The sequence below is a fragment of the Bradyrhizobium sp. C9 genome, from assembly GCF_002532045.1.
GTDB lineage: Bacteria > Pseudomonadota > Alphaproteobacteria > Rhizobiales > Xanthobacteraceae > Bradyrhizobium.
This window is the reverse complement of record NZ_NWTG01000008.1, coordinates 83,562-103,189: the sequence shown is the minus strand read 5'-3', so window position 1 is coordinate 103,189 and position 19,628 is coordinate 83,562. Positions and strand designations below refer to the sequence as shown.

At 66.0% G+C, this 19,628-nt stretch carries 19 protein-coding genes; 8 read left to right on the top strand and 11 right to left on the bottom strand.

What is annotated here, in order from left to right; all coding sequences use genetic code 11:
• Positions 1–44: 44 nt before the first annotated feature.
• Both CO675_RS19100 and CO675_RS19095 read left to right on the top strand, forming a co-directional pair.
• Positions 45–587, top strand: coding sequence for an RDD family protein (locus tag CO675_RS19100; RefSeq protein ID WP_097673448.1), 543 nt, complete (start codon positions 45–47; stop codon positions 585–587).
• 86 nt (positions 588–673) lie between these two features.
• On the top strand, positions 674–1,450 hold the full coding sequence (locus CO675_RS19095) for an arginyltransferase (protein WP_097673447.1): 777 nt from the start codon (positions 674–676) through the stop codon (positions 1,448–1,450).
• Positions 1,451–1,475: 25 nt separating this feature from the next.
• Here the strand turns inward: CO675_RS19095 and CO675_RS19090 are convergent, their stop codons facing one another.
• The gene (locus CO675_RS19090; protein ID WP_097673446.1) at positions 1,476–2,849 is read right to left on the bottom strand and encodes an Nramp family divalent metal transporter; all 1,374 of its coding nucleotides are present in this window, start codon (positions 2,847–2,849) and stop codon (positions 1,476–1,478) included.
• 121 nt (positions 2,850–2,970) lie between these two features.
• Here CO675_RS19090 and CO675_RS19085 point away from each other — a divergent pair, with 121 nt between their 5' ends.
• From CO675_RS19085 to CO675_RS19070, 4 genes are all read left to right on the top strand, one after another.
• A complete protein-coding gene (locus CO675_RS19085) occupies positions 2,971–4,101 on the top strand; it encodes a PspA/IM30 family protein (RefSeq protein ID WP_097673445.1) in 1,131 nt (376 codons plus the stop codon).
• On the top strand, positions 4,098–4,760 hold the full coding sequence (locus tag CO675_RS19080; protein ID WP_097673444.1) for an OB-fold-containig protein: 663 nt from the start codon (positions 4,098–4,100) through the stop codon (positions 4,758–4,760). Before CO675_RS19085 ends, CO675_RS19080 begins: the two co-directional genes overlap by 4 nt.
• Before the next feature lie 3 nt (positions 4,761–4,763).
• Complete coding sequence (locus tag CO675_RS19075; RefSeq protein WP_097673443.1) at positions 4,764–6,524, top strand: flotillin family protein; 1,761 nt, start codon at positions 4,764–4,766, stop codon at positions 6,522–6,524.
• 138 nt (positions 6,525–6,662) lie between these two features.
• Positions 6,663–7,904 carry an MFS transporter gene (locus CO675_RS19070; protein WP_097673442.1) on the top strand — a complete coding sequence of 414 codons (1,242 nt, stop codon included), beginning with the start codon at positions 6,663–6,665 and terminating at the stop codon, positions 7,902–7,904.
• Here CO675_RS19070 and CO675_RS19065 read toward each other — a convergent pair whose 3' ends face one another.
• Positions 7,905–9,158, bottom strand: a complete 1,254-nt coding sequence (locus CO675_RS19065) for an adenylate/guanylate cyclase domain-containing protein (protein ID WP_097673441.1) — start codon at positions 9,156–9,158, stop codon at positions 7,905–7,907.
• A gap of 175 nt (positions 9,159–9,333) precedes the next feature.
• On the opposite strand from CO675_RS19065, the gene CO675_RS19060 reads away from it, so the two are divergent.
• Positions 9,334–9,525 (top strand): hypothetical protein, encoded by a 192-nt coding sequence (locus CO675_RS19060; RefSeq protein ID WP_097673440.1) that lies wholly within the window; start codon positions 9,334–9,336, stop codon positions 9,523–9,525.
• Here the strand turns inward: CO675_RS19060 and CO675_RS19055 are convergent, their stop codons facing one another.
• A complete protein-coding gene (locus CO675_RS19055; RefSeq protein WP_097673633.1) occupies positions 9,526–10,404 on the bottom strand; it encodes a DMT family transporter in 879 nt (292 codons plus the stop codon). It abuts the gene before it with no gap.
• Positions 10,405–10,496: 92 nt separating this feature from the next.
• Here CO675_RS19055 and CO675_RS19050 point away from each other — a divergent pair, with 92 nt between their 5' ends.
• Positions 10,497–11,318: a helix-turn-helix domain-containing protein gene (locus tag CO675_RS19050; RefSeq protein WP_097673439.1), complete on the top strand. Its 822-nt coding sequence runs from the start codon at positions 10,497–10,499 to the stop codon at positions 11,316–11,318.
• On the opposite strand, the gene CO675_RS19045 is transcribed toward CO675_RS19050, so the two are convergent.
• The 8 genes from CO675_RS19045 to lepB all read right to left on the bottom strand — a co-directional run bounded on the left by CO675_RS19045 (position 11,309) and on the right by lepB (position 19,566).
• Positions 11,309–12,112, bottom strand: coding sequence for an N-acyl homoserine lactonase family protein (locus tag CO675_RS19045; protein WP_097673632.1), 804 nt, complete (start codon positions 12,110–12,112; stop codon positions 11,309–11,311). The two genes, CO675_RS19050 and CO675_RS19045, sit on opposite strands and share 10 nt — an antisense overlap.
• A gap of 150 nt (positions 12,113–12,262) precedes the next feature.
• A complete protein-coding gene (locus CO675_RS19040; protein ID WP_097673631.1) occupies positions 12,263–13,240 on the bottom strand; it encodes a cation diffusion facilitator family transporter in 978 nt (325 codons plus the stop codon).
• Between the two features lie 115 nt (positions 13,241–13,355).
• Positions 13,356–15,611, bottom strand: coding sequence for a DNA topoisomerase IV subunit A (gene parC / locus CO675_RS19035; protein WP_097673438.1), 2,256 nt, complete (start codon positions 15,609–15,611; stop codon positions 13,356–13,358).
• Between the two features lie 72 nt (positions 15,612–15,683).
• Entirely contained in the window at positions 15,684–16,433 is a 750-nt protein-coding gene (gene recO, locus CO675_RS19030) for a DNA repair protein RecO (protein ID WP_097673437.1), read from the bottom strand.
• A gap of 212 nt (positions 16,434–16,645) precedes the next feature.
• The gene (locus CO675_RS19025) at positions 16,646–17,026 is read right to left on the bottom strand and encodes a hypothetical protein (RefSeq protein ID WP_097673436.1); all 381 of its coding nucleotides are present in this window, start codon (positions 17,024–17,026) and stop codon (positions 16,646–16,648) included.
• Positions 17,027–17,070: 44 nt separating this feature from the next.
• Positions 17,071–17,994 (bottom strand): GTPase Era, encoded by a 924-nt coding sequence (gene era / locus CO675_RS19020; protein WP_097673435.1) that lies wholly within the window; start codon positions 17,992–17,994, stop codon positions 17,071–17,073.
• Complete coding sequence (gene rnc, locus CO675_RS19015; RefSeq protein WP_097673434.1) at positions 17,987–18,808, bottom strand: ribonuclease III; 822 nt, start codon at positions 18,806–18,808, stop codon at positions 17,987–17,989. Before rnc ends, era begins: the two co-directional genes overlap by 8 nt.
• Positions 18,805–19,566: a signal peptidase I gene (gene lepB, locus CO675_RS19010; protein ID WP_097673433.1), complete on the bottom strand. Its 762-nt coding sequence runs from the start codon at positions 19,564–19,566 to the stop codon at positions 18,805–18,807. The genes rnc and lepB overlap by 4 nt, the downstream gene beginning before the upstream one ends.
• Between the last annotated feature and the right edge of the window lie 62 nt (positions 19,567–19,628).

The window sequence follows — 19,628 nt, the reverse complement described above, 5'->3', positions numbered from 1 at the left end:
TCGTGCTCCCATGTCCTGCGCGGGAGTTTCATCGGAGGTTGGTCATGTCTTACGGCAGTGACGGTAGCGCCTGGCGCAACGACGGCGGCGTTCCCCCGCATGCGTTCGATCCGCTGATGCAGCCGGAACTGTTCCGTGGCGTGCTGACGCGGCGCGTCTTTGCGTTCCTGATCGACCTCTTCGTGCTGTCGGTGCCGGTGATCCTGGCGGTGGTTTTCATCGCGATCTTCGGCATCGTTACGCTCGGCCTCGGCTGGGCGCTGTTCTGGCTGGTCTCGCCGGCCTCGATCGTCTGGGCCATCGTCTACTATGGCGCCTCGATCGGCGGGCAGCACTCGGCCACCATCGGGATGCGCATGATGGATCTGGAGCTGCGCACCTGGTACGGCGCGCGCGGCTATTTCGTGCTCGGCGCCACCCATGCGGTGCTGTTCTGGGTGACGGTCTCGTTCCTGTCGCCGCTGGTGCTCTTGGTCGGCCTGCTCAACGGCCGCCGCCGGCTGCTGCACGACATCATCCTCGGAACCGTCATTATCAACAGCTCGGTCCGGACCCAGGTCGCCCCGGCCGCGCGGGCCTCTTATTAGGCCCGCCTAAACCAATTGACCGTTAGCCTCCGGAGGGCGATGCTAACTCGGCTGCCTGTATTGTATGTGGAGCCTGACGATCAGACGTGACCCAGCACTCGCGTGATACCCCCCAGTTCTACCTGACGGCGCCCTCACCCTGCCCCTATCTGCCGGGCCGGCACGAGCGGAAGGTTTTCACGCACCTGGTCGGCGACAAAGCGGGCGATCTCAACGACTTGCTGACCCATGGCGGCTTCCGCCGCAGCCAGTCGATCGCCTACCGACCGGCCTGCGACCAGTGCCGGGCCTGCGTCTCGGTCCGGGTGGTCGCCAACGAATTCCGCCCCTCCCGCAATTTCCGCAAGGTGCTGGCCCGCAACGCCGACATCATCGGCGAGCAGCGCACGGCGGTCCCGACCTCCGAGCAATATTCGGTCTTTCGCGCCTACCTCGACCGCCGCCACCGCAACGGCGGGATGGCCGACATGACCGTGCTGGACTACGCGATGATGGTCGAGGACAGCCATGTCGAGACCCGGATTATCGAGTACCGCAAGCGCAATGCCGACAGCGCCAACACCGGCCGCGGCGACGAGCTGATGGCGGTGGCGTTGACCGACGTGCTCAGCGACGGGCTGTCGATGGTCTATTCCTTCTTCGAGCCCGGGCTGGAGGCCCGCTCGCTCGGCACCTTCATGATCCTCGATCATATCGCCCGCGCCCGCCGGCAGGGCCTGCCTTACGTCTATCTCGGCTATTGGATCGAGGGCTCCAAGAAGATGGACTACAAGGGCCGCTTCCTGCCGCAGCAGCGGCTCGCGCCGTCGGGCTGGCTCCGCGTCGATGCCTCAGGCGAGGCGCTGGCCGAGCCGCAGGACTAGTGCGCCTGCACTCAGGCGCTGCGCTCTAGGTGCCGAAGATCGTATCGATCAGCAACTTCACATTCAGGATCACGATCAGGCCGGCCACGATCCATGCCGCCACCGCGACGGGGCGCGAGATCGCGAACGCGCCCATCTTGCGCTTGTCGGACACGAAGCGCACCAGCGGGATCACCGCGAACGGCAGCTGCATCGACAGCACGACCTGGCTGAACACCAAAAGCTGCGCGGTGCCGCTCTCGCCATAGAGCGCGGCGACCACGATCACCGGGACGATCGCGATGCCGCGGGTCACCAGCCGCTGCAGCCAGTCGGGCAGCTTGAGGTCGAGAAAGCCCTGCATCACGATCTGGCCGGCCAGCGTCGCCGTCACGGTCGAGTTGAGGCCGGACGCCAGCAGCGCCACGGCAAACAGCGTCGAGGCGATGCCGAGGCCGAGCAGCGGCGACAGCAACTCAAAGGCCTGATCGATCTCGGCGACATCTGAGTGGCCGCTCTTGTGGAAGGTCGCGGCCGCCAGCACCAGGATCGCGGCGTTGACGAACAGCGCCAGCATCAGCGCGACGGTGGAGTCCGTGGTCGCCCATTTGATCGCGTCGCGCCGGCCCTCTTCGGTGCGCGGATAGGCGCGGGTCTGCACGATCGACGAGTGCAGATAGAGGTTATGCGGCATCACGGTGGCGCCGATGATGCCGATCGCGATGTAGAGCATCTCTGGATTGGTGACGATCTCGCGCGACGGCACGAAGCCGCCGATCACACCGGCAATCGGCGGCGCGGCGGCGGCGATCTGGACTACGAAGCAGACCGCGATCACGATCAGCAGCGCGATCACAAAGGCTTCGAGGAAGCGGAAGCCGCGGTTCATCAGGAGCAGCAGCAGGAACGCGTCGAGCGCCGCGAGCAGCGCGCCGCCGATCAGCGGAATGCCGAACAACAGCTTCAGCGCGATCGCGGTGCCGATCACCTCGGCGAGGTCGCAGGCGATGATCGCGGCCTCGCAGGCGAGCCACAGCAGCAAATTCACCGGCCGCGAATAGGTCGCCCTGCAGGCCTGCGCCAGGTCGCGGTCGGTGGCGATGCCCAGCCGGGCCGAAAGCGCCTGCAGCAGGATCGCCATCAGGTTGGAAAGCAGGATGACCGACAGCAGCGTGTAGCCGAACTTCGATCCGCCCGCGAGATCGGTCGCCCAGTTGCCGGGGTCCATATAGCCGACCGAGACCAGGTAGCCCGGGCCGGCGAAGGCCAGCAGCCGGCGCCACCACACGCCTGTGCTCGGCACCGCGACGGTCGCGTTCACCTCGGGCAGGCTGCGCGCATGCCCGGCATCGCCGCGCCAGCCGTCCGGCACGGCGTCAGCAACAGAAACGGAAGACATTTCGGGAGTCCGGGCGTCCATCCCCAAAGGATGGCCGATCTCTCCCGTTATTGCAACTCATTTGCAACTGCATCTAGGCTCACGAAAATGATACCAGTTACCCACCTTGTAAAGCACTGAGGAAGTGCTTTACGTTAAATCCATGATCAAGCTGCCCGTCGAGACGCCAACCGCAACGCTGCGCTACGCCCTCGCCCCCGACCCGTCGGGCATCGAGGCGATCGAGGCGACCTTTGCAGCCTATGACCGGATGATGGCGATCCTCGCCGAGGTCGCCCCTGTCGGCGCCAACCTCGTCTCGCTGCACGCCCAGGCCTACGAGAAGATCCGCAAGGAGACCGGCCTGCCCGCGCGGCTGGTGACGCTCGGCCTGCGCGACCGCGCCAACTACATCGCAGGCGCCGCCGTCCGCCGGATACCGCTCGACGACAAGTTGTTTGCGATCAAGGGTCCAACTTCACTGACCATTAGCACTGTCGGCGGACGCGTCTTGGTGCCGTTCGACGTGCCGGGATATGTCTCGGGCTGGGAAAGCCCCTTCCCGGCGCATTTGATCTCGGATGGTCGCGGCTACGAAATCCACATCGCCGTCAAATCGAAATCAGCACAACCGGAGGAGAAGACCATGCTTCACGAAGGCATCCTTGCGCGCATGGGCCGGCTTCTTGCCGCCATCGCGAGCCAGACCATCGACAACGTCGAGAGCAACAACAAGGTCGCGCTGGTCAAGCAGGCGATCCGCGAGATCGACGCCGGCGCCGACGAAGCGCGCTATGCGCTCGGCAAGTCGCGCGCCGAGGAATTCCGCTTGAAGCGGCGCCGCGAAGAACTGGATACCGAGACGGCTGCTCTGAACGAGAAGATCCGTCTCGCACTTGCGGAAAATCGCGAGGATCTCGCGCGCGCCGGCGTCGCGCGGCAAATCGACCTGGAGTCCCAGGTGATCGCACTGGAACGTGCGATGGATTTCATCGAGCTCGAGATCGATGAGCAGACCAAGGCGCTGCAAGCCATGCTCGGCGCGCGCCGCGAGGCGGAGACGCGATTGGCCGATCTCGAACAAAGTCTGATCCGCGAGGCCAAGGACGAAACCAGCCGGGCCCCATCGACGACCAATACATTGAGTGCCGAACGCGCGATGGCAGCGATCGCCCGGGTGACCGGTGTTCCCGCTGCAAGCGTGCTCGGCGACAAGGAGCTCGACGAACTCGATCGCCTGCACCGCGAAAAGGAAATCGCGGCGCGGCTTGAAAGGATCAAGTCAGAAAAATGAGTGCAGTTGGCGACATTCTGCTCGCCCCGGACGTGCGGCCCTTCGCGGTCGCGGCTGCGATCATGGTGGCACTTGGCGGTATCGAGCTGCTGACCACCATGGTCGGACTTTCGATCAGCGAACTCGTCGGCAAGGATTTCGCGGTCGAGGCCGAGAGCCACAACGCTCTCAGCGGTCTGTTTCTCTGGATCAACGCCGGGCGGCTTCCCCTCCTGATCCTGATCATCCTGATACTCGGCATCTTCTCGATCGGAGGCTTCCTGCTTCAGGGACTGGCGCATGCCGCAGGCACCGCCATCCCGGTCTCGATTGCCGCGGTGGTGGCTGCCGCCGGCAGCGTCCCCGTGATCAGAAATGCGAGCCGCGGCCTCGCCCGCATCATTCCGCGCGACGAGAGCTATGCGGTCAACGACAGCGACTTTGTCGGCAAGGTCGCGACCGTGTCGGTCGGCCCGCTCGATCAGGGTCTGCCCGGCAGGGTCCGTCTCAAGGATGTCTTCGGCAACTGGCACACCGTGTCGGCGCGTGCCAGCGCGGAGTCCGAGGCATTGCCGGTCGGCGCCAGCGTGTTGCTGGTCGACCGCGACGCCAAGGCCTTCATCGCGATCGCCGCTCCCGCCGACCTCATTGAACAACAACAATCTTCCAACAGGGCATAACATATGTGGGAACTTGCTATACCGGTCGCCATCGGCGTCCTCGCTATCCTCGTCATTGGCCTGCTTTTCGCAAAACTCTACAAGCGCTCGACGCGCGACGAGGCCTATGTCCGCACCGGCCTCGGCGGCCAGAAGGTGGTGCTCGACGGCGGCTCGCTGGTGCTGCCGATCTTCCACTCCACCGCCGCGGTGAACCTGAAGACGCTGCGGCTCGAGGTCGCGCGCGGCGGCCCGGACTCGCTGATCACCAAGGACCGCATGCGCGTCGACATCGGCGCCGAATTCTATCTGCGCGTCAAACCCGACTCGTCGTCGATTGCGCTGGCGGCGCAGACGCTCGGCAATCGCACCAATGACGCGGCCGAGCTCCGCGAGCTGGTCGAAGCCAAGTTCGTCGACGGCCTGCGCTCGGTCGCCGCGACCATGAACCTCGAGGAGTTGCAGGAGCAGCGCGCCACCTTCGTCAAGGCGGTGCAGGACGCGGTCGGCGCCGACATCCAGAACAACGGCCTCGAGCTCGAATCGGTGTCGCTGACCCGGCTCGACCAGAGCGACATCAAGCACTTCAACCCGAGCAATTTCTTCGACGCGCACGGCCTCACCACGCTGACCAAGATCACCAAGGAGCGTGAGCAGGAGCGCAACCAGATCGTCCGCACCACCGAGGTCAATATCGCCCAGCAGGATCTGGTGGCGCGGCAGACCACGCTGACGATCGAGAGCACCAAGCGCGAGGCCGAGCTGGCCCAGCAGCGCGACATCGCCAACAAGACCGCCGCAATGCGCGCGCAGACCGCGCAGGTCGAACAGACCGCGCTGCAGAACGAAGCCGAATACCGCATCCAGCAGGAGCTCGCGGTCGCCAACAAGCAGACCGAGGCCAACCAGGCCCGCGACACCCGCAAGATCGAGGCCGATCTCGCCGTGAAGCGGCGTACCACTGAAACCGACCGCGAGCTGCAGATCGTGGCGCAGGAGGCCGCGATCGCGGTCGCGACCAAGAGCAAGGAGCAGTCGGAAGCCCAGACCATCGCCGAGACCGCACGGGCACTTGCGATCGCGGCCGAGGAAAAGGTGACCACCGCCCGCGCCACCGAGGTCGCCGAGCGCGACAAGATCATCAACGTGATCGCCGCGCGCAAGGTCGCCGAGACCAACGCGATGCCGATCACCGTGATGGCGGAGGCCGAAAAGCAGGCTGCGGCCAACAAGGCCGAAGCCACCAACGTGCTGGCGAAAGCCGACGCCAACGCCGCCACCACCCGCGCCGCCGGCGTCAAGGCGCTCGGCCAGGCGGAAGCGGAAGTCGCGACCTTGAAGGCGGAAGCACGCAACAAGCTGAGCGCCGAGATGATCGACTACGATCTCAACCTCGCGCGGATCAACGTGATCCCGAGCGCGCTCGCCGAAGCCGTAAAGCCGATCGAGAAGATCTCCGACATCCGGATCTTCGACACCGGCAGCATGCTCGGCCGCGGCGGCGCCAACGGCCATGCCAACGGCAATGGCGGGGGCAATGGCGGTCTTGGGCTCGGCGACGGCCTCGCCGCGCAATTGCTGTCGGTCTCGGCGTTCAAGCCGATGATCGACAAGATCCTCTCGGAGGCAGGCTTCCCGGCCGGCCCCGACGCGCTCACCAGCCTGACCAGCGCGCTGGCGCAGCGCAAGGCGGAGGTCGCTCCGGCGCCTGCGATGGGTGACGATGGTCGGCCAGCCACATTGGTCGGCACCATCACCGGCCAGCTCGCGCCCACGCCGCAATGAGGTGACTGCACTCTGAGATCAACGACAGGCCCGCCTCTCCCGGCGGGCCTTTTGTTTTGGCGTTGTCGGGAAACGGGTGGGATCGGGCGTCTTCCAACCACACACTATGGCCAGATCGAATTTGCCAAGGATTCTGCCATGTCCGCCGATACGCCTCGCCTGCCGGCCACCTTCAATCGCCTGGCCTGGTCCAACCTCGCCGCGCAATCGGCCGAACAGATTGCGCTTGCCGCCGCGCCCATCGTCGCCGTGCTGGTGCTCGGGGTCGGCGAAGGCCAGACCGGCCTGTTGCAGACTGCGCTGACGCTGCCCTTCATCCTGTTTGCGATTCCCGCCGGCCTCTTGGCCGACCGCGTGTCGCGGCGCTGGGTGATGGCGGGCTCCGAGGCGCTGCGCGCCGCCGCGCTTGCCGCGATCCTGCTGTTGCTGTGGTTCGGCGCGATGACCTTGCCGTTGCTCGCCCTGCTCGGCTTCATCGCGGTCTGCGGCACGGTTGCCTATAGCGTCGCAGCTCCTGCGCTGGTCCCGTCACTGGTGACCTCGCAGCAATTGCCGGCTGCGAATGCCCGCATCGAGCTGGCGCGCACCGTCGCGTTCGCCAGCGGTCCCGCGCTCGGCGGCGTGCTGGTCGGCTGGGTCGGCGCCGCGCCTGCATTCGGCTTCGCCGCAGCGCTGTCGGCGATCGCGGTCGTGCTGCTCGCCGGCCTCTATGAGCCGGCACGCCAGCCCGCCCCACGACGTCATCCGATGCATGACATCAAGGAAGGCGCGGCCTTCGTCATGCATCACGCCTTGCTGCGGCCGGTGTTCATCACCCAGTTCATCTTCAACACCGCGTCCTTCCTGCTGCTCGCCGTGTTCGTGCCCTATGCGGTGCGCCATCTCGGGCTCAGCGCCACCGGCGTCGGTACGACGCTCGCGATGTACGGCGTCGGCATGGTGGTCGGCGCGCTGTTCGCAACCCGGGTGATGAAGCGGCTGGCCTTCGGCACCGTGATCGGGCTCGGCCCGGTCACCGGCCTCGTCGCCTCGCTCGTGATGGCGCTGACCACCTGGATTGCGACGCCGCTGCTCGCGGGCCTCGGCTTCTTCCTGCTCGGCGTCGGCCCGATCCTGTGGGTAATCTCGACCACCACGCTGCGGCAATCGGTGACGCCGCCCTCGCTGCTCGGCCGCGTCTCCGCAATCAACATCATGAGCTACGGCGCCCGCCCGCTCGGCTCCGCACTCGGCGCCGTCGTCGGTGGCCTCTACGGCGCCGAAGCCTGCCTCTACCTCGCGGCCGCGATCTTCGCCGCCCAGGCGCTGGTGATCCTGATGTCTCCAGCGGTGTCGCTCAGGCGTCAGCCCGACATGGTCGGCGAACCCGCGCGCTGCTGATCAGCCCGCCAGATAGCGCTCGTATTTGCCGCCGACGACCTCGTCGGCGGTGACGGCCGGATCGAGCGTAAAGAGATCCTGGGCGTGGCTGATGCCGCGCAGGACGAAGCGCCCGGTGGAGACCAGATAGTTGCGGCCGGCGGCGTCGAGGCCGGTGCGGAAATCGGTCGAGGTCAGCAATTCGCGGTCGACCGAGGCGCACATCGAGGCAATCCGGCTGACCTCGTTGACGGTGGGTCCGACTACGGTGAAGTCGAGCCGGTCCTCGCTGCCGATATTGCCGTAGAAGACCTCCCCGACATGGAGGCCGACATAGGCCGTGGTGGTCGGCCGGTTCTCGTTCTCGCGCCGATCGTTCAGCACGCGCATGTTGTGGCGGAATCTGTGCTCGGCGCGCAGCGCCGCGCGCCTGGAGTTCGCCATGTTCTCACCGGTGAACATCGCCAGCACGCCGTCGCCGATCAGCTTCAGCACCTCGCCGCCGGCATCATGGATGGCGTCGATCGAGGCCTGCGCGTAGTCGTTGAGGAACGGGATGATTTCGTCCGGGCCGATGCGCTCGCTGATCGCGGTCGAGCCGCGCACGTCGGAATACCACAGCACGGCCTTGATCTTCTCGGTGATGCCGCGCTGCATGCGCCCGCGCAGCACCTGCTCCGCGGTCTCGCGGCCGAGATAGACCCGCCCGAGCGTGCGGGCGATCTCGACCTGGGCGGCCGATTTGATCGCGAGCCCGAGCACCGGCACCAGGTCGCGCAGCGCCGACATATGGTTCTCGTCGAAGCCGTCCGAGCGGCGGGTGGTGTAGTAGGAGTAGAAGCAGTCCATCTCGCCGATCGTGCCGGCCTCGCCGAAGCGATGCACGAAGGCGGCGAAGTGCTTGTGGCCCTTCTCGGCGAGGTCGCCGATCATCGAAAAATCGTGCGAGCCGTTGAGATCGATCACCATCTCGTCATGGCCATTTTCGAGCATGTGATGGAACGCGGACCGCCGCCAGTTCTGGCTGGCCTCGCCGCTGCTGGTCGAGCCATATTCGAAGATATCGGCCTCGTTGCTCTCGCCGTCGTTCCAGCGGAAGCCGCGGCCCTCGAAGATCGGGTGCAGGGTGTCGATGAAGACGATCGCCCGCGACAACGGCATGCCGGCGGCCCGGCAGCGCTCGCAGAAGCCGCGCAGCAGGTCGTTTTCCGGCAGGCCGGTCAGACCCTGGCGGACCAGCCAATTCATGAGGCGCAAACGGGGCGTGAGTTCCATGCGCAGGATTATGCCGGGCAATTGGTGCGGGAGGAAGGGCTGGGCGTCGCGTGACAGATGCGGACGCTGGTCCGGCATTGCAAGCCGTCCCGCCGCATCATTTTCAGGCGGAACGACGCCGCCGAATGCCGGCGATTCCGCTTCCCTTTGCCCCGGCCTTCGCGCACAAGGGCGCATGGAAAACGACGCCGGCCAGCCGAACCCGATCCGACGCCTCGTGCGATGGGCGATCACCCCGCCGCAATCCTATGGGGTCTATCTGGCCGGCATCATCCTGGTCTACGCCCTGTCGTTCTACGCCGGCACGATGAAGCCGAAGCACACGCCGGCCCCGCCTGTCGCCGCGCCGTCCGCCCCGCACAGTTGATCAGGCAGGCCTAGTCTCCGACGTTGCGATCCAGATCCCGGCGAAGACCGCGATCAGACCGACCACCAGATTGGCCGTGATCGGCTCGCCGACCAGCTGCTTCGCCAGCAGCCCGGCGGCGATCGGATTGACCGTCATGGTGTTGGCGACACGGGTCGGCGAGGCCCGCTCGAGCGCCAGCACCCACAGGATGAAGGCCAGCGCGCCGCCGGCCATCCCGAGATAGAGCCCGGCAATCCACTGCGATGGGCCGAATTCGCGCAGCGTCGCCAGGCTACCGGTGAACATCCCGACCGCCACGAGCGCCACCGCACCCGCGCCCATGCCCACCGTGAGGAAGCCGAGCGCACTGGAGCGGCGGATCAACGGTCGCGACAGCACGTTGTAGAACGCCATGCAGAGCACCGCGGCGGCCATGATCAGTTCGCCGCGCCATGCCCCCGCCGGCGCCGCCGACAGCCCGGATGCGAGCGCGGCGGCCACGCCGAGCACCGCAATCGAAACCCCGGCCGATTTGCGCATCGTCAGCGGCTCGATGCCGAGCAAGGCACCGACCACCATGGTGGACAGCGGCAGCGTCGCCAGCGCAAGGCTGGCGCGCGCCGCCGTCGTGTACGACATCGCGATGTTGTAGAGCACGAAGAACACGCCGAAGAAGGCGATCCCGAGCGCCGCGACCGCAAGTAAATCCTCGCGCCGCGGCCACTTCGCTCCAAGCAGGAGCCCGGCGGGAAGCACGCAGAGGAAGCCGATCGCCCAGCGCAGGATCGCAAGCGTGATCGGATCGGCATTGCCTGCCAGATAACGCGTGATCGCCGCCGCGGTGCCGCCGAGGCAGCTCGAGACCAGTGCAATCGCAACGCCGATCCACTCGCCCATCCCGGTCCCCATGCGTTTTGGGTGCGCTTGTGGCATCTTGCCCGGCGAGATCATTCCGGCAACTACTTCACAGGTATTCTTGGCAGGTATTCATGTCGCAGCAGCGCGATTTTGCAGCCAGCCTGCGCTGGTGGCGGCAGCGCAAGGGGCATTCGCAACTCGAGCTCGCCGGGCGCGCGGATATCTCGCAGCGCCATCTGAGCTTCCTCGAACTCGGCCGCGCCGCACCGAGCCGCGACATGGTGATCCGGCTCGCCGCGGCGCTCGACGTGCCGCTCCGCCAGCAGAACGCGTTGCTGGTCGCGGCCGGGTTCGCACCGGTGTGGCGGCATACCGATCTCGCCGCGCCTGAGCTCGCGCAGATCCGTTACGCGCTCGATTTCATCCTGGCGCAGCAGGAGCCCTTCCCTGCGGTCGTGGTCGACCGGCACTGGAATCTGCTACTCGCCAATAAGGGCGCCAGGCAGCTGGTGGAATTCCTGGTCGGGCCGCTGGCATCAGGCAGAGCGGTCAATCTCGCCGACGCGCTGGTCGCGCCCGGCGTGCTGCGGCCCTGGCTCACCAACTGGACCGAGGTTGCAGGCTACTTCATCCGCAGCGTCGAGGCGGATGCCGCCGCCGACGGCACCAGCGCAACGGCTGACTTGCTCAAGCGCCTGCTAGCCTATGACGGCGTCGAGGCTGCGTTGGCCGCGCCGCCTGCGGGGCCCGCGTCAGGACCGGTGCTGCCGATGCTGTTCCGCAAGGGCGACGTCCGCTTGCAGCTGTTCACCACCATCGCAACGCTGGGAACGCCGCAGGACGTCACCTTGCAGGAGCTGCGCATCGAGAGCTTCTTTCCGATGGACGACGCGACCGCGCAGATTTTTCGAGACTGGTCGAAAGCGCGCGGTCCCGCAGCCGCTCAGTCATAGAAATCCGGCGATAGCTTCAGCCCGTCGCGCTGCGCCTTGTCGTGGTTGATCCAGAGCTGGGCCTTCTCCCTGGTCAGCGTGTCGGCGATCTTCTGCATCGAGGCCAGCGTCTGCTCCTTGCTGGCGTTCAAGGCCGGCACGCGCCGATTGTCCCAATTATCCTTGAAGTGAACAGCATCGCCGGTCAGCACGACCGCGCCGGTCTTCGGCAGCTTCACCAGCAACGACTGGTGGCCGGGCGTGTGGCCCGGCGTCGACAGGATGGTGACGCTGCCGTCGCCGAACACGTCGCGATCACCGTCGAGCTTCGTCACGGGATGCTCGGGCTTGAAGCGCGGCGCATTGTTGACGCCGGGCCATTCATACTCGGCCTTCTGCACATACAGCATCGCGGTCGGGAACAGCTCGACATTGCCGATGTGATCGGGGTGGGTGTGCGACACGGCGATCGCCTTGATGTCCGACGGCTTCACCCCGAGCTGGTCGAGCTGCGCGGCCAGCGTCTTCGGCCGCCGCCAGGTCACCGCCTTGGGATCGGCAGGCGCAAGACCGTTCGGCATCGTCGCCACCGCGTCGGGAATGCCGGTGTCCCACAAGAACCAGCCCTGGGCGTGCTTGATCAGATAGCAATTGTCGACGAAGTCCATCGACTTGCCTTCGTTGACGCCGGGCGACCAGCGCGAGATATCTCCTGCAACGCCCTCGCCGCAATTGAGGATATAGAGCCGCTCGACGCCTGATTTCGCGGGCTGGGCGTCCGCGGGCAGCACCGCGCCCACCACCCAGAGCAACATCGCAAGACCGATTGCCTTCTTCACGTTGCCCTCCGTTGATCGAGCCCGCTCTCTTCGCGCGCGGCCGCAATGTGCCGCCTCATCGGCGGGCGTGGAAGATGCGGACACGGGTCGATCGATCAATTGAACGCGAGGGGAACGCGCCGCCGGCTAGACCATTTCCGCCGGCGCCAGCCGGCAGGTCTCGCTGCTGATCTCGACCTGCAAGGTCGCGTGGTGGATGCTGAACCGCTCCGAAAGCTCGGCGCAGACCCGATGCAGGAAGACGTCGTCATGTCCGCCGGGCCGCACCAGATGCGCGGTCAACGCCGTCTCGCTGGTGCTCATCGCCCAGATATGAAGATCGTGCACTTCGGTGACGCCTTCGAGCGCGCCGAGATAATCCCTCACCCGCTTGAGATCGATCCCCTTCGGCACCGCATCGAGCGCGAGGTTGACGCTGTCGCGAGCAAGCTCCCAGCCGCTCAGCAGCACCACCACGGCAATCACCAGGCTGATCGCCGGATCGAGCCATTGCCAGCCGGTCGCCATGATCAGCAGCGCGGCGATCACGACGCCGAGCGAGACCCCGGCATCCGCCGCCATGTGCAGGTAGGCGCCGCGCACATTGAGGTCGCTGTCGCGGCCGCGCATGAACAGCAGCGCGGTGCCGCCATTGATCAGGATGCCGAGCGCCGCGACCCAGACCACGGTCCAGCTTGCGACGTCGGCAGGCTCGCGGAAGCGGTTAATCGCCTCGACCGCGATGCCGCCGACCGCGATCAACAGCAGCCCGGCATTGAACAACGCCGCGAGGATCGAGGCACGGCGGTAGCCATAGGTGTGGGTGTCGGTCGGACGCTTGCCGGCGAGCCAGCCCCCGCCCCAGGCCAGCAGCAGCGCAATGACATCGGAGAGATTGTGAACGGCGTCGGAGACCAGGGCCAGCGAGTTGGCGGAATAGCCGAAGATCAGCTCGGCGATGACGAAGGCAGTGTTCAGCGATGCGCCGACCGCAAAGGCGGTGCCGAAACTGTCCGGCGCGTGGCTGTGCCCGGCATGGGAATGCCCGGCATGCGCGTGCCCGGCATGGGAGTGTCCATGAGAATGACCGCTGTGGTCATGGTCGTGGTCGTGATTATGCGCCATGGCAACCATCGCCCGATATCGTCGGCGACGGTTATAGCGCGGCGAAATGTGGATACTATCACACCGCGGCTGTCGAACGGCGGGTTACGGCTTGCGCCTAACCCGCCCTACGCAACTACTCCACGCCGCGATTGAACTTGTTCGACTTCGGCAGGCCATGGGCGAGCCGGCCGGCGTCGGCGCGGTTGCCGCGCCAGTCGGCCAGTTCCTTCATCGTCATGCTGTGCTCGCGGCCGGCGGAGTCCTTCCAGGTCAGGCCGGCCTTGGAGTCGAACACTGCAACGTCGGACAGCTCCGAGCTGGTGTACTTCTGCAGCCGCACGCCGCGGCCGCGCGCCATCTCCGGGACCTGGTCGAGACCGAACAGCACCATCTTGTGGTTGGTGCCGATCACCGCCACGGTGTCGCCGTTCACCGTGGTGATCGCGCGAGCCTCGTTCGGCATCTCGACATTAAGCACCTGCTTGCCCTTGCGGGTGTTGCCGACGCAGTCCTCTTCCTTGACGACGAAGCCCTGCCCCTCGCTGCTCGCGATCAGGAACTTGCGCTCGCCCTTGTTGACGAACAGCGAGATGATCGCGGCGTCCTGCTCGAGGTCGATGAACATGCGGATCGGCTCGCCATGGCCGCGGCCGCCCGGCAGCTTTGCCACGTCGAGCGAGTAGAACTTGCCGTTGGTCGCGAACAGCAGCAGCTTCGAGGTGGTTTCGGCGAAGAACGAGTGCTCGAGCTTGTCGTCGGTCTTGAAGGCGAGCCCCGAGAGATCCTCGACATGGCCCTTCAGCGTCCGCACCCAGCCCTTCTCGGAGATCACGACGGTGCACGGCTCGCGCTCGACCAGCGCTTCCTCGATCGCGGCGAGGTCATGCTCGGGCGCATCGGCGAAGGTGGTGCGGCGCTTGCCGAGCGGCGTCTTCGGCCCGAAGATGTCGCGGACCTTGCGGACCTGCTCGCCGACCTTGGCCCACTGCTCGGTCTCGGAGCCGAGCAGGCCCTCGAGGCCCTTCAGCTCCTTCCGCAGTTCCTTGTCCTCATTGCGGATCTCCATCTCCTCCAGGCGGCGCAAGTTGCGCAGCCGCATGTTGAGGATGGCTTCGGCCTGGATCTCGGTGAGCTTGAAGGTCTTGATCAGGACCGGCTTCGGCTCGTCCTCGGTGCGGATGATCTTGATCACCTTGTCGAGGTTCAGATAGGCGACGAGGTGGCCGCCCAGCACTTCCAGCCGGTGCTCGATCTGCGTCTTGCGGAAGTTGGAGCGGCGGACCAGCACGTCGCGCAGATGGTCGAGCCATTCGCGCAGGCACTCCGCAAGGCCGACCACCTTCGGGATGCGGCCCTTGATCAGCACGTTGAGGTTCAGCGAGATCTTGCTTTCCAGCTCGGTCAGCCGGAACAGCGACTCCATCATCAGCGCCGGATCGACGGTGCGCGATTTCGGCTCGATCACGAGCCGCACATCCTCGGCCGACTCGTCGCGGACGTCGGCGACCAGCGGCAGCTTCTTCTCGTTGATCAGCTCGGCGATCTTCTCGACGATCCGCGACTTCTGCACCAGCCACGGGATCTCGGTGACGACCACCACCCAGGTGCCGCGCGCGCCCTCCTCCTGGGTCCAGCGCGAGCGGGTGCGAAACGAGCCGCGTCCCGTGGTGTAGGCCTCGATGATCGATTCCTTGGAATCGACGACGATGCCGCCGGTCGGGAAGTCCGGCCCCTTGACCCATTTCAGCAGCGCCTTCGACTTGGCGTCGGGCTTCTCGATTAGATGCAGCGCGGCGTCGCAGAGCTCGGCGGCGTTGTGCGGCGGGATCGAGGTCGCCATGCCGACCGCGATGCCCTGCGCGCCGTTGGCGAGCAGGTTCGGGAAGCCGCCTGGCAGCACCACCGGCTCTTTCGACTGGCCGTCGTAGTTGAGGCGAAACTCGACGCCGTCCTCGTCGATGCCGTCCAGCAACAACCGCGCGACCTCGGTCATGCGCGCTTCGGTGTAGCGGTAGGCGGCCGCGTTATCGCCGTCGATGTTGCCGAAATTGCCCTGGCCATCGACCAGCGGGTAGCGCGAGGAGAAATCCTGCGCGAGGCGCACCATGGCGTCATAGATCGCCTGGTCGCCGTGCGGATGGAACGAGCCCATCACGTCGCCGACGATCTTGGCCGACTTCTTGAACGCCGCGCGCGGGTCGAGCCCGAGCAGGTCCATGCCGTAGAGGATGCGCCGGTGCACCGGCTTCAGCCCGTCGCGGGCGTCCGGCAGCGCGCGATGCATGATGGTCGAGAGCGCATAGGCGAGATAGCGCTCCTCGAGCGCATCACGCAGCGGCACCTCGTGAATTTCGGCCGGCTTTTCCGGCGGTACCTGTCGTTTTCCCATGGGGAGGCGTTAAACCTTGGCGATGAATCGGGCAAGCCGCGAATCACCGGGAATTTAGGGCCCGAATCGGCCTTACGGAACCGCCGTTCGGCTCCGCGGCCTGGTTACGGCGTTGATAAATCCGTCGCGGGCGTCGGAATGGCCCTGACCGCGGGGCTCCAGCACGTGGCGCAGCAGAAACAGGCCGGTGATCTGGAAGCCGTCGCGCAGGTCCTGCTCCGACCAGCCGTTGGCTCCGCCCTCGCCTTCGCGCAGGAACGCCGGCAGCGGCAACAGCCGGTCGCGCCACGGCTCGCCGGCGGCGCGGGACACGGCACCGCCGGATTTCGGCGACACGTAGATCAGGTCGGTGGTCTCTCCAGTCGCCGCGCAGTTCTCCAGATCGAGCCCGAAGCCGAGCTCGGTCAGCATGGCGAGTTCGAACCGGATCAGATGCACGGCAGCGACGCCGGCATCGTCGAAATCATCGAGCGTCCCCTGCAACATCTCGTAGATGTCTTCATGCGGATCGCGCTCCGGCAACAGCCGAGCCAATGCCGCCAGATGCGTCACGCCATAGACCGCGTGTGACGAGGCGAGCAGCGTCGCCGCGCGCAGCCGGGTGCCTTCCAGCGCGTACATGCCGAGATGCTCGTCGAGCCGCGCCCGCCACACCGCGGTGACGCTGTTGCCGGGCTGCAGCAGTGGCCGCATCCGCGAACCGGCGCCGCCGCGCACGAGGCCGAGATGACGGCCATGCTCGCGCGTCAAGAGCTCGACGATGGCGGAGGATTCGCCATGCCGCCGCACGCCCAGCACGATGCCTTCGTCGGTCCATTCCATGAAAGAGAGACTACAGGATTCCAGCGCACCGCGCAGTGATCATACGCCGTCATGCCAACGGGCGGCAGCGCATGCATAATTTCGGAATATTAGAATTATAGCGCTGAGTTGCCCGACGTGTCAAGTTGCCTGGCCGAGCGCTCGCCGCCACCGGCTACTTTGCATGGGGTTGTTTTCGATATTTTGGCAGCGCGCCCCCTGCGCACCGCCCCTTATGCGTTGAACCAGCCCTGCGCGTCGCCAGTGAAGGAGTAATACAGCCCGGCCGTGGTCAGAATGCAGGACACCACTTCGATGGCGCTGTCGAGCTCCAGGCCCTTCTCGCCGATCACCTGCACCAGCGAGATCACCGACAGCACCAGCATCGCGGCCAGCGCCCAGCGCGGCCAGTTCTTGCGGTGCTGCGCGGCGAGCCGGACGAAATACACCAGCAGCAGGATCATGCAGCCGGCGGTCAGCGTCTCGCCGGTGATCATCTGATCGGTCCTGACGTCGGTCGGCGTGCGGTCCTGGAACGCCACCGACAGTGCGTCGAGCGTCAGCGACAGATAGAGCAGCACCTCAAACCACAGCACATTTCTGGGCACGTTCATCGCTTTGGGCACGCTCACTGCTCTGGGCACATTCAGGCGCCGGCTCATTCCTTGGGGAAGTCCAGTCCCATTTCCTTGTAGCGGTCGGGATCGTCGCCCCAGTTCTCGCGCACCTTGACGAACAGGAACAGATGCACGGGCACACCCATGATCTCGGCGATCTCGGCACGCGCCTGCGCGCCGATCGACTTGATGGTGGCGCCGCCCTTGCCGAGCACGATCTTGCGCTGGCTCTCGCGCTCGACAAAGATCGTCTGCTCGATGCGGATCGACTTGTCCTTGCGGTCGGTCCAGCTGTCGGTCTCGACCGTCGACTGGTACGGCAATTCCTGATGCAGATGGCTGTAGATCTTCTCGCGGGTGATCTCGGCCGCCAGATGCCGCATCGGCGCATCCGACATCTGGTCCTCGGGGTAGAGGAACGGTCCCGCGGGCACCAGCTTGGCCAGCGCCTCGCGCAGGTCGGCAACGCCGTCGCCCGACAGCGCGGAGATCATGAAGGTATGCTCGAAGCGCATCCGCTCGTTGGCGGCTTGCGCCAGCGCCAGCAGCTTCTCGCGCTGCACGAGGTCGACCTTGTTCAGCACCAGGATCTTCGGATGCGCGACGGTTTCGAGCTTGGCGAGGATCGCGTCGGCCTCCTCGTCGATGCCCGACTTCGCATCGAGCAGCACGCAGACGAGATCGGCGTCGTGGGCGCCGCTCCAGGCGGTCGACACCATGGCGCGGTCGAGCCGGCGCCGCGGCGCGAAGATGCCGGGCGTGTCGACCAGGATGATCTGCGCGTTGCCTTCGATCACGATGCCGCGGATCAGCGCGCGGGTGGTCTGCACCTTGCGCGACACGATGGTGACCTTGGAGCCCACCAACGCGTTGACCAGCGTCGACTTGCCGACATTGGGCGCACCGATCAGCGCGACGAAGCCACAGCGCGTCGCGTCCCCCGGCCCTTTGGGTTCGTCAGTCATTGGTGCCGACGCCTTCACGCTCGATCATCGCGGATGCCGCTGCTTTCTCGGCCGCGCGCTTGTTGCCCCCGAGGCCCTCGGCGGAGGCCAGGCCCGGCAGGTCAACCGCAACGCGGAACTGTGGATCGTGGTGCGGGCCGGTGCGTTCGACCTCGCGATAGACCGGCGTCGGCAGTCCCTTGCCCTGCGCCCATTCCTGCAACACGGTCTTGGGATCGCGCAGCGGCCGGCGCAGCTTGTGCATCCGCTCTGTCCAGTTGCGCTCGACGAACTGGCGCGCGGCCTCGTAGCCGCCGTCGAGGAAGATCGCCCCGATCACCGCCTCGCAGATGTCGCCGAGCACGGACTTGCGCAGCCGTGCGCCCTCGACCGCCTTCACCATGCCGAGCTTGATGTCCTCGAGCAGCCCGAGCGATTTGGCGACATCGGCGCAGCTCTCCTTGCGCACGAGGTCGGCGAGCCGCTTCGACAATTCGCCCTCATCGGCCTTCGGGAACGCCCGGAACAGCATGTCGGACACGATCAGCCCGAGCACGTGGTCGCCGAGGAATTCCAGCCGCTGGTAGCTGTCGGCGCGGTTGCGGGTGGCGGGCTTCAGCGCGGAGACGTGGGTGAACGCGGTGGTCAGCAGCGCCGCGTCCGAGAACGTATAGCCGATACGCGCCTCGGTGCCGGCGATCGCGGCCTTCTCTTCAGCCGCCTTGGCGGCCTTGCTGCGCCGCTTCTTCGGCGCGGCCGTGCTTTCGGCCGCTGGCGTCTGGCTCGGCTCGCCGGCGGGCGCTTGATCGTTGATGGCTGCGGTATCGTCGTTCATCGCACGATGGAGAATAGGCGGTTCCACCGCACTGCGAACGGCCAGCGCCAGATCATCCAGGCCTGCTCGCCTTCGGCGATCGAGAAGAAGATCATCTGGGCCCGCCCGATGATGTTCTCGAACGGCACGTAGCCGACCTGCGACAGGAAGCGGCTGTCGGTGGAGTTGTCGCGGTTGTCGCCCATCATGAAGAAATGTCCGGGCGGAACGGTGTAGACGATGGTGTTGTCCATGTAGCTGTTGTCGGTGCAGTCGAGCGATTCATAGCTGACGCCGTTCGGCAGCGTTTCCTTCCAGCGCTTGACCTTGGCGGTGGTATCGGCCGAGCCGCAGGGATCCTCGCCGACGAAATCGCTCAACCGCTCGCGCTTGATCGGCTCGTCGTTGATGTAGAGCAGCCCGTTGCGGACCTCGATGCGGTCCCCCGGCAATCCGATGACGCGCTTGATGTAGTCGGTGGAGTCATCCCGCGGCAGGCGGAACACCACGATGTCGCCGCGGTTCGGCTCCGAGCCGAAGACGCGTCCCGAGAAGATGTTCGGCGAGAACGGGATCGAATAGTGGCTATAGCCGTAGGAATATTTCGAGACGAACAGGTAGTCGCCGACCAGCAGCGTCGCCTTCATCGACCCGGAGGGGATGTTGAACGGCTGGAACAGGAAGGTGCGGATGACGAGCGCGATCAGAAGGGCATGGATGACGACGCGGATGGTCTCGCCCAAGCCGCTCTCAGATTTGGTCCCGGTGGTCGCGCTCATTGCTTTCCCAATTCCCGCAGGCCCTGATGCCCACGCGGTGGCAGAACGTTCTCTCCACGCGA

Excerpts from the sequence above, each read along its gene's own strand:
- CO675_RS19100 (WP_097673448.1), top strand. The coding sequence starts at position 45 with ATGTCTTACGGCAGTGACGGTAGCGCCTGGCGCAACGACGGCGGCGTT.
- CO675_RS19090 (WP_097673446.1), bottom strand. The coding sequence starts at position 2,849 with ATGGACGCCCGGACTCCCGAAATGTCTTCCGTTTCTGTTGCTGACGCC.
- CO675_RS19085 (WP_097673445.1), top strand. The coding sequence starts at position 2,971 with ATGATCAAGCTGCCCGTCGAGACGCCAACCGCAACGCTGCGCTACGCC.
- CO675_RS19080 (WP_097673444.1), top strand. The coding sequence starts at position 4,098 with ATGAGTGCAGTTGGCGACATTCTGCTCGCCCCGGACGTGCGGCCCTTC.
- CO675_RS19075 (WP_097673443.1), top strand. The coding sequence starts at position 4,764 with ATGTGGGAACTTGCTATACCGGTCGCCATCGGCGTCCTCGCTATCCTC.
- CO675_RS19070 (WP_097673442.1), top strand. The coding sequence starts at position 6,663 with ATGTCCGCCGATACGCCTCGCCTGCCGGCCACCTTCAATCGCCTGGCC.
- CO675_RS19065 (WP_097673441.1), bottom strand. The coding sequence starts at position 9,158 with ATGGAACTCACGCCCCGTTTGCGCCTCATGAATTGGCTGGTCCGCCAG.
- CO675_RS19060 (WP_097673440.1), top strand. The coding sequence starts at position 9,334 with ATGGAAAACGACGCCGGCCAGCCGAACCCGATCCGACGCCTCGTGCGA.
- CO675_RS19055 (WP_097673633.1), bottom strand. The coding sequence starts at position 10,404 with ATGGGCGAGTGGATCGGCGTTGCGATTGCACTGGTCTCGAGCTGCCTC.
- CO675_RS19050 (WP_097673439.1), top strand. The coding sequence starts at position 10,497 with ATGTCGCAGCAGCGCGATTTTGCAGCCAGCCTGCGCTGGTGGCGGCAG.
- CO675_RS19045 (WP_097673632.1), bottom strand. The coding sequence starts at position 12,112 with ATGTTGCTCTGGGTGGTGGGCGCGGTGCTGCCCGCGGACGCCCAGCCC.
- CO675_RS19040 (WP_097673631.1), bottom strand. The coding sequence starts at position 13,240 with ATGGCGCATAATCACGACCACGACCATGACCACAGCGGTCATTCTCAT.
- parC (WP_097673438.1), bottom strand. The coding sequence starts at position 15,611 with ATGGGAAAACGACAGGTACCGCCGGAAAAGCCGGCCGAAATTCACGAG.
- recO (WP_097673437.1), bottom strand. The coding sequence starts at position 16,433 with ATGGAATGGACCGACGAAGGCATCGTGCTGGGCGTGCGGCGGCATGGC.
- CO675_RS19025 (WP_097673436.1), bottom strand. The coding sequence starts at position 17,026 with ATGAACGTGCCCAGAAATGTGCTGTGGTTTGAGGTGCTGCTCTATCTG.
- era (WP_097673435.1), bottom strand. The coding sequence starts at position 17,994 with ATGACTGACGAACCCAAAGGGCCGGGGGACGCGACGCGCTGTGGCTTC.
- rnc (WP_097673434.1), bottom strand. The coding sequence starts at position 18,808 with ATGAACGACGATACCGCAGCCATCAACGATCAAGCGCCCGCCGGCGAG.
- lepB (WP_097673433.1), bottom strand. The coding sequence starts at position 19,566 with ATGAGCGCGACCACCGGGACCAAATCTGAGAGCGGCTTGGGCGAGACC.